Here is an 8,427-nt window from a genome sequence, read left to right as displayed (position 1 = left end):
CGCCGCCCGCGCCGCCTGTGCCACGCGTGGCGCCACCGCCCGTGCCCGCGCCGCCCCCGCGGCCGCCGGTGCCACCCCCGCCCCCGGCGTCCCCCGCACCGCCCCCGCCCGGGCCTCCCCCAAAGGGGCGGTCCGGGTCAGGTGGGACCATGCCCCTGCGGCCGACGCGGCGGGCCGCGAGGGCGCCGAGGAGGCCCGTGACCAGGCCCCACAGGACGGCCAGGCCGAGGGCGCCCCAGAGCCGGGGCAGCAGCAGCACCTCGCCGGACAGGTTGCCGCCGAGGTCGCCGATGCCGAGCAGGGACAGCCCGTAGTGCGCGGAGACACGGCCCACCAGGCAGATCATGAACACGGTCAGCAGCAGGGCGACGGCCATCCGCACGGCGTGCCGCAGGACCCCGACGCCTGCCGGTGAGCGCGTCGCCATCAGGAAGGCGGCCGCGGGCAGCAGCACCGCGTCGACGACGAGCAGCCACCACACCCGTCCGTCGTGCTCGGCGAGCGTGCCGAGGTTCAGCGTCGACACGTCGGGGGTGCGCAGCACCCGGTCGAGGATGTGGGGCATCGGCAGCCCGAACGGGCCGTCCACGCGGCCGTTCCAGGTGGCGCCCATGCCGATGGTGAGGGCGAGCCAGGTGAGGTTGGGCAGGCCGAGCAGGATCACCGCGAACGACTCCGCCGGGTGCCCGCGGGTCGCGGCCGTCACCAGGGCGACGACGAGCCCGACGACGACGTACACGAGCAGCAGGGCGACCATGGCGTAGGCGGCGGGGCGCACCGCGGCGCGGAACCGCAGCAGCCCGGCCGGCAGCGGAGCGCCGTGCGCCACGAGCAGCGCCAGCACCAGCACACCGGCCAGCCACAGCAGCCCGAACAGCACGGTCAGCGGCACCTGCGTGGTGAAGCCGACCTCGGGCGTGGCGCCGAGCAGGCCGCCGATGGCGCCGAGCACGCCGTCGCCGAGGTCGACGGCGAAGGTCTGCCGGGCGCCGAACGCCAGGCCGATCAGCGCGAGCAGCCACAGGACGGCGATCCGCGCGGCCCACCCGGCCAGTTCACGGGTTCCGGCCACCGCGCGGTGGCGCAGCGGGCGCAGGAAGCCGGCGGCGACGACGAGCGCGCCGACGAGGGTGACCGACAGCGGCATCACCGTGATCCCGGCGTGCGTCTGGGCGAGTTCGCCCGCGTTCCCCGCGAGTTCCACGGAGCCGCCGACCGCCGCGACCACGGTGGCCGCGACCACGCGCGCGAAGGCGTTGTCGGGCAGGTTCGCGGCACCAGCCGCCCACAGCCCCAGTGCGGCGACCGCCCACATGGCGATCAGCCCGGCCAGCACCGTGGCCAGGGCCTGGACCCAGCCGTGGCGGGCGACGGGCGGCGCGGAGGGGCGCGGTGGGCTCACGCTGCCACGCTAAGCAGCGGGAGCACGGGGCGCCCGCCGGGAGGGCCGTCCGCGTCCGCTTGCGAGTCGCACGGAACCGGAGCACACAATGGTGATGTTCGGAAAAAAGCGGGCCCAATCGGGTGGTTCTCGATTGATACCTGTTGGCCACCCGCAGAAAGCCGACGTCGGGAGTGCTCGTGAGCGTCGAACCGCCGGCCTCCGGCCGCCCCACAGGACCTCCGTCCGGCCCTCTGTCGGGACCGCCCTCCCAGCCGCCGGGGGGCCCGCCCACCCAGCCCTCGGGCACCGGAGGCGGGGGCCCCGCGCGGGAGCCCCGGCGCCCCTGGTGGACCTCGGTGCCCCGGGTCGCGGTCCTCGCCGCCGTCGTGGTGGCCGCGGTCGTCGTGGCCGTGGTCCTCACCAACTCCGGCGGACCTCAGGCGCGCGGCGAGGTCTTCCTCCAGCCGGCGGCGGCCACCGGACCCGATCCCTTCACCGCCTCGTCGGCCACGACCGGCCCGGACACCGCCACGGCACGGCCACCGCAGGGACAGCCCTCCGGCACGGCGCCGACCGCGCCCTCGGGCACCGGTTCGGCGGTCCCGAACACGCTGCGCGGCATATCCGGCGGGGCGCCCGGCCTCTACACCGGCACCCACAACTCCGCCAGCTGCGACGTGGAGAAGCAGATCAAGGACCTCCAGGCGGACCCGGCCAGGAACGCCGCCTTCGCCTCGACGGTCGGCGTCAGCCCGTCCGGCGTGCCCGGCTACCTGCGCTCGCTCACCCCCGTCCAACTCGGCATGGACACCCGCGTCACCGCGCACGGCTACCGGGACGGCTCCGTCACCACGTACCAGTCCGTCCTGCAGACCGGCACCGCCGTCCTCGTCGACTCGCACGGCGTGCCCCGCACCCGCTGCGCCTGCGGCAACCCGCTGTCGTCGCCGGTCGCCGAGTCCACCGCGCCCAAGTACACCGGCCAGTCCTGGGCGTCCTACCGCCCGCAGAACGTCGTCGTGGTCACGCCCGCGCCCAAGCCCGTCAAGACGTTCGTCGTCTACGACCCCGGTGAGCACAAGTACTTCTCCCGCGACCACGGCGACCACGGAGGCAAGGACCACTGGACGGAGCCGCCCAAGCACCCGCCCACGCCGAGCGCGAGCGTGACCCTGCCCAGCAGCACACCGCCGTCCGCCTCCAAGCCCGGCTCACCCAGTTCGGCCCCGCCGAACCAGCCCCCGGGCAAGGAGTCCTCCGCCCCGCCCAAGTCGCCGCCGTCCTCGCGGCCGTCGTCGAACGCCCCGTCGTCGAACGCTCCTTCCTCGGCCCCGTCCTCGCCGCCGCCGTCGTCGAACCCGCCGCCCCCGTCCTCGCCCCCGTCCTCGCAGCCCTCCCAGCCCGCGACACCCCCGGCGCCGCCGCCCTCGTCCGGGCCGCCGTCGAACGGATCGCCCGCCCAGCCGCCACCGCCGAACTCGCAGTCACTGGGCTCCCAGCCGGTGCCCACCACGGCCGGCCCGGCGGGCACGCCCCCGCCCCCCTCCTGACCCTCGCGGCGGCGCGGGCGGCCGCGGTGGCCGGCGCGGTGGCCGGAACCCTGTGGACTGGCGCGCGCCACTCTGGGTAAGGGCACTGTGCAGCGGTGTCCGGCCGGACCGGCGCTTGGCGAGGAAGACACGCATGACCGAGGATCTGGACGGGGCAGTCGCGTCGACTGGCTTCGACGTGCCCGTGGAGCCGCTCCGGCGGGCGGCCCACTACACCGGGGAACCGGGATCCATAGCCGAGGCGCGCTCCTTCGCGGCGCACTTCCTGGACCGGCTCAGGACCGAGTGGTGCGCGGGCATCGGCCCCCGCTGCGGCGAGGCGCTGCTCCTGGTGGTGAGCGAACTGGTCACCAACGCCGACCGGCACAGCAACGGACCGTACATCCTCGAACTCGAGGGGACGGACAGCGCGGTGGGCGTGTGCGTGTACGACAGCAGCGCGGCCCTGCCCCGGCGCTGGCCGCGCGACCCCGATCGGGTCGGCCGGCACGGGCTGGAGATCGTGCACGCGCTGGCCGCGGAGGTGACCGTCGAGCGGGTCCCGGTGGGCAAGCGCGTACGAGCGGTGGTCGGCCTGGACGGTGACTGAGCGGGCCGTACGTCCGCCCGCGACCGGCGTGGGTACCCCCGGGTACCCGTGCGCGGCCGGATTCATGCCTCGCCCGGCCGACGGCGGAATTCACCCAGGGCGGAACGCCGTTGCCTTCCCCGCGCGGCCAGGACTCCTAGGCTGGGAAGGTGAGCAGCCAAGCGCCCAACCGAACCCAAGCGCCCGACCGAGCCCGCCTCATCCCCCTGCGTCCGGGGGCCGTCGACCAGGGAGCCGCCCGTCCGGCCCCGGCCCGTCCGGCTCCCGGCCGTCCGGCCCCGGCCCGTCCGGCTCCCACCGGGCCCGCCGCCCGCGAGCCCCTCTGGCGCCACCTCGTCGGCGACGTGCTGCGCCGCGAGCGGCTCGCCCAGGAGCGCACGCTCAAGGACGTCGCCGACGCGGCGCGCATCTCCATGCCGTACCTCTCGGAGGTGGAGCGCGGCCGCAAGGAGGCCTCCTCGGAGGTCCTGGCCGCCGCGGCCCAGGCCCTCGGTCTCGGCCTCGGCGACCTGCTGTCGCGGGCCCAGGGCGAGCTGATCCGGCTCACGAGCCGCACCGCGGCCCCCCGCCGCGGCCCCGCCCCCCGCCGCGACGGACTGTGCCTGGCCGCCTGACGGCGACCGCGGCCCCGGGTTCGTCCCGGGGCCCGGCCGGCCCGGCGGCTCAGACCATCGCGAGGCGCCGGCTCAGCACCTCGTCGGCCAGTCCGTACGCCACCGCCTCGTGCGCGGTGAACACCTTGTCGCGGTCCATGTCGGCGCGCAGGGCCGCCGCGTCGTGCCCGGTGTGCCGGGCCAGCACCTCCTCGACCTGGGAACGGATGCGGACCATCTCCTTCGCCTGCAGGGCGAGGTCGGACACCGTGCCCTGCCGGCCGCCGCTCGCGGGCTGCCCGAGCAGCACGCGCGCGTGCTCCAGCACGAACCGCCGCCCCGGGTCCCCGCCCGCCAGCAGCACCGCCGCCGTGGAGGCGGCCTGCCCCACGCAGAAGGTGGAGATCGGCGACTGCACGAACGTCATCGTGTCGTAGATCGCCATGAGCGAAGTGAACGATCCACCGGGCGAGTTGAGGTACAGCGAGACCTCCTGCTCCGGGTTGGCGGACTCCAGGTGGAGCAGCTGCGCGATGACGACGTTGGCCACCCCGTCGTCGATCTCCGTGCCCAGGAAGATGATCCGCTCGTTCAGCAGCCTGCTGAAGACGTCGTACGACCGCTCGCCCTGCGCCGTCCGCTCGATCACGTACGGAACCGTGTACGAACCCATGTCACAGCCCCATCCGCCGGCGCGAGGAGGCCGGGCGGACGTCGGCGAGCGACTCCACCACCCGGTCCACCATTCCGTAGTCCCTGGCCTGTTCGGCGGTGAACCAGCGGTCCCGGTCGCCGTCCCGCGAGATCGTCTCCACGCTCTGACCGGTGTGCTCGGCGGTGAGCCGCTCGATGGTCCGCTTGGTGTGGTCCAGGTTCTCCGCCTGGATCTCGATGTCCGCGGTGGTGCCGCCGATCCCGGCGGACGGCTGGTGCATCATGATCCGCGCGTGCGGCAGCGCCAGCCGCTTGCCGCTGGTGCCCACCGTGAGCAGGAACTGGCCCATGCTCGCGGCGAACCCCATGACCAGGGTCGACACGTCGTTGGGGATGAGCCGCATCGTGTCGTAGATCGCCAGCCCCGCGGTGACCGAACCGCCGGGGCTGTTGATGTAGAGACCGATGTCGGTGCGCGGGTCCTCGGCCGACAGCAGGAGGAGCTGTGCGCACACCCGGTTGGCCGACACCTCGTCGACCTGGGTGCCCAGGAACACGATGCGCTGGGCGAGCAGTTGAGCCGCGAGGTGGTCGTCGAACCGGCTGGGCGGGGTGTCGCCCTCCTCGGCGCGCGGCAGCAGCGAGGTCAGTGGTGTCATCGTCTCTCCTCGTCGTGGACTGGGGATGCCGTCGACCCCACTGTCGGCCGCGCGCAGCTCCCGCGGCCGGTTTCTCTGCCCCCGGCAGATTCGCCACGGGCGGAACTCTCCCGCCGGGGTTCCGATGAGTTCCGGCGCCCGTCCCGGTCACTACTGCTGACGGCGTCCGACACCCCAGGAGGTACTCGTGGCCACCGAAGGATTCACCACCTGTCTCTGGTTCGACGGCCAGGCCGAGGAGGCCGCCCACTACTACGTCTCGGTCTTCAAGAACTCCAGCATCGGCCGGATCGGCCGCTACACCGAGGCCGGCCCCGGCCCGGCCGGGTCCGTGATCGCGGTCGACTTCACCGCCAACGGCCACAGGTTCGTCGCGCTCAACGGCGGCCCGCAGTTCAAGTTCAACGAGGCGATCTCCTTCCAGATCCACTGCCGCGACCAGGAAGAGGTCGACCACTACTGGGCCAAGCTCACGGAGAACGGCGGCGAGCCGGGCCCCTGCGGCTGGCTCAAGGACAAGTACGGCGTGTCCTGGCAGGTGATCCCCGACGGGCTGATCGACATGATCGGCGACCCGGACCCGGAGAAGGCTGCCCGCACCACCCGCGCCATGCTCGCGATGGGCAAGCTCGACATCGCCGCCCTGAAGCGGGCGTACGCGGGGGAGTAGCGGGCCGAGGGGCGGCCGGCCCACCCGTCCGGGGGAGTGGGCCGGCCGCACGGGGGCGGCGGGCGCGCTCGCGGGGAGGCGCGCCCGCCGGGACGCGTGCTCGCGCGAGCGGGCCGCTTCAGGAGAAGTCGTTCACCAGGACCGCCGCTCCGTCGAAGCGCCCGGCCTTGAGGTCCCGCAGCGCCTCTGGGGCCCGCGAGAGCGGATAGGTGTGGGTGGTGGCGCGCACGCCGTGCCGGGCGGCCACCGCCAGGAAGTCCCGCGCGTCCTCGCGGGTGTTGGAGGTGACGCTGCGCAGCTCCTTCTCGTAGAACAGGTCGCTCTCGTAGCGCAGCGGGGGGATGTCGCTGAGGTGGATGCCGGCGACCGACAGCACACCGCCCCGGTCCAGGGCGCGCAGCGCGACGGGGACCAGGTCGCCGGCCGGCGCGAACAGGATCGCCCCGTCAAGCGGCTCGGGCGGCGGATCGTACGCGCCCTGCGCCGAGGCCGCGCCCAGTTCCAGGGCGAGCGCCTGCGCGGCGGCCCCGCGGGTCATGACGTGCACCGTGGCGCCCTCGGCCAGCGCCACCTGGGCGCACAGGTGGGCGCTGCCGCCGAAGCCGTACAGGCCGAGCCGTCCGCCGCGCGGCAGCGAGGTGCGGCGCAGCGCCCGGAAGCCGATGATGCCCGCGCACAGCAGGGGCGCGAGCGCCACGTCGTCCACCTCGCCGGGCAGCCGGTGGGCGAAGGCGGCCGGGACGGTCGTGTACTCGGCGTAGCCCCCGTCGGCGTCCCAGCCGGTGTACCGCGAGGCCGGGCACAGGTTCTCGGCGCCGCGCGCGCAGTAAGGGCAGGTGCCGTCGGTGCGGCGCAGCCACGCCACGCCCACCCGGTCGCCGGGCGCGAAGCCGCTGACCGCCCGGCCCAGGCCCGCGACCTCCCCGACGACCTCGTGCCCGGGAGTGACGCCGGGCCGCCGCACCGGCAGGTCGCCCTCGGTGACGTGCAGGTCGGTCCGGCACACCCCGCAGGCGCGCACGCGTACCAGCAGCTCGTCGTCCCCCGGCGCCGGGACCGGCCGCTCCACCAGCCGCAGCGGGTCCGCCTCCACCGGTCCGGGCGCGGTCACCGCCCACGCCCGCATGGTCTCGCCCGTCATCGCATCCCCGTTCCGATGAGGTCCGCACTCCCGCGTACTTCTCTGCGTCCAGTGTGGACCCCGGGGTCCCGGGCGGAAGCGGAGTGGGGCGTTCGGCGCGCGGGCCGCCCGGGTCGCAACTAGCGTGAGGAGGCGGCAGCGAAGGCACGAGCCACCGCACGCGGAGGCGGCGGGGAAGGGCGGCAGCCATGGCGCTACAACCTGAGGGGACCCCCTGCTGGGCCGACGCGATGTTCACCGACCTGGAGGGGGCCAAGGCCTTCTACGGCGAGGTGCTCGGCTGGACCTTCGGCGAGTCGTCGTCGGAGTACGGCAACTACACCCAGGCCTACGCGGACGGCAAGGCGGTGGCCGCCGTAGTGCCGCCCATGCCGGGGCAGGAGGGCCAGTCGCAGTGGTGCCTGTACCTCGCCTCGCCGGACGCCTCCGCGACGGCCGGGCGGATCCGTGAGCACGGCGGCGAGATCCTGATGGAGCCCATGCGGGTCGGCGACTTCGGCACCATGTGCCTGGCCCGCGAGCCCAGCGGCGCGGTGTTCGGGGTGTGGCAGGGCGGCGCCCACGAGGGCTTCGAGGCGACGGCGGTGCCCGGCGCGTACTGCTGGGCGGAGGTCTTCACCCGTGAGCCGGCGAAGGCGGACGCCTTCCTGACCTCGGTCTTCGGCTACCGTGCGCAGCGGCTCGAGGACGAGGGGGCCGACTTCGCGATGTTCTCCGTCGGCGACGACACGGTGCTCGGCCGGATGCGGATGACGGACGACTTCCCGCCCGAGGTGCCCTCGTACGTCAACGTGTACTTCACGGTGCCGGACTGCGACGACGCGGTGGCCGCCGCGACCCGGCTCGGCGGTGTGCTGCGGTTCGGCCCGATGGACAGTCCCTTCGGCCGGTTCGCGGCCCTCAGCGATCCGCAGGGCGCGAACTTCTCGGTGATCGACATCACCACGACCAAGGGCGAGATGCCCCGGACCACGGACGTTTCCTAGCGTCCGCGCGGGTCATGGCATCATCGGGGCCATGCGTGAACGTGTGGTGGCCGCCTGCGACGGGGCCTCGAAGGGAAATCCGGGGCCGGCGGGCTGGGCGTGGGTGATCTCCGACGGGGCGGGGACCGCCCCGGTGCGCTGGGAGTCCGGCGCACTGGGCACCGCCACCAACAACGTCGCCGAACTCACCGCACTCGAGCG

At 74.5% G+C, this 8,427-nt stretch carries 10 protein-coding genes; 6 read left to right on the top strand and 4 right to left on the bottom strand.

The genetic code is table 11. From position 1 onward, the window contains the following. Positions 1-1,402, bottom strand: a 1,402-nt coding sequence (locus tag IE249_RS06385; protein WP_229857702.1) for a streptophobe family protein, incomplete at its 3' end; no start/stop codon positions are given. A gap of 179 nt (positions 1,403-1,581) precedes the next feature. On the opposite strand from IE249_RS06385, the gene IE249_RS06380 reads away from it, so the two are divergent. The 3 genes from IE249_RS06380 (at position 1,582) to IE249_RS06370 (ending at position 4,137) form a co-directional block, all read left to right on the top strand. Continuing rightward, positions 1,582-2,934, top strand: a complete 1,353-nt coding sequence (locus IE249_RS06380; RefSeq protein ID WP_189703782.1) for a DUF6777 domain-containing protein — start codon at positions 1,582-1,584, stop codon at positions 2,932-2,934. A 133-nt stretch (positions 2,935-3,067) separates the two neighbouring features. After that, on the top strand, positions 3,068-3,523 hold the full coding sequence (locus IE249_RS06375; protein ID WP_189703781.1) for an ATP-binding protein: 456 nt from the start codon (positions 3,068-3,070) through the stop codon (positions 3,521-3,523). Between the two features lie 149 nt (positions 3,524-3,672). Further along, positions 3,673-4,137, top strand: coding sequence for a helix-turn-helix domain-containing protein (locus IE249_RS06370; RefSeq protein WP_229857695.1), 465 nt, complete (start codon positions 3,673-3,675; stop codon positions 4,135-4,137). 49 nt (positions 4,138-4,186) lie between these two features. Here the strand turns inward: IE249_RS06370 and IE249_RS06365 are convergent, their stop codons facing one another. Continuing rightward, positions 4,187-4,789 (bottom strand): ClpP family protease, encoded by a 603-nt coding sequence (locus IE249_RS06365; protein ID WP_189703780.1) that lies wholly within the window; start codon positions 4,787-4,789, stop codon positions 4,187-4,189. 1 nt (position 4,790) lies between these two features. Next, positions 4,791-5,429 (bottom strand): ATP-dependent Clp protease proteolytic subunit, encoded by a 639-nt coding sequence (locus IE249_RS06360; RefSeq protein ID WP_189703779.1) that lies wholly within the window; start codon positions 5,427-5,429, stop codon positions 4,791-4,793. Positions 5,430-5,616: 187 nt separating this feature from the next. On the opposite strand from IE249_RS06360, the gene IE249_RS06355 reads away from it, so the two are divergent. Next, a complete protein-coding gene (locus IE249_RS06355; RefSeq protein WP_189703778.1) occupies positions 5,617-6,099 on the top strand; it encodes a VOC family protein in 483 nt (160 codons plus the stop codon). Positions 6,100-6,217: 118 nt separating this feature from the next. On the opposite strand, the gene IE249_RS06350 is transcribed toward IE249_RS06355, so the two are convergent. Beyond that, the gene (locus tag IE249_RS06350) at positions 6,218-7,225 is read right to left on the bottom strand and encodes a zinc-binding alcohol dehydrogenase family protein (RefSeq protein ID WP_189704171.1); all 1,008 of its coding nucleotides are present in this window, start codon (positions 7,223-7,225) and stop codon (positions 6,218-6,220) included. Positions 7,226-7,428: 203 nt separating this feature from the next. On the opposite strand from IE249_RS06350, the gene IE249_RS06345 reads away from it, so the two are divergent. Together IE249_RS06345 and IE249_RS36430 are read left to right on the top strand one after the other, a co-directional pair. Next, complete coding sequence (locus IE249_RS06345) at positions 7,429-8,226, top strand: VOC family protein (protein ID WP_189703777.1); 798 nt, start codon at positions 7,429-7,431, stop codon at positions 8,224-8,226. A gap of 19 nt (positions 8,227-8,245) precedes the next feature. Beyond that, positions 8,246-8,427, top strand: a 182-nt coding sequence (locus IE249_RS36430) for a ribonuclease HI (protein ID WP_308434317.1), incomplete at its 3' end; no start/stop codon positions are given.

Origin of the sequence: Streptomyces anandii JCM 4720, from assembly GCF_014650655.1 — a bacterium.
GTDB classification, from domain to species: Bacteria; Actinomycetota; Actinomycetes; order Streptomycetales; family Streptomycetaceae; genus Streptomyces; species Streptomyces anandii.
Note: the sequence above shows the minus strand (reverse complement) of the source record. Positions and strands in the feature narration are given on the sequence as shown.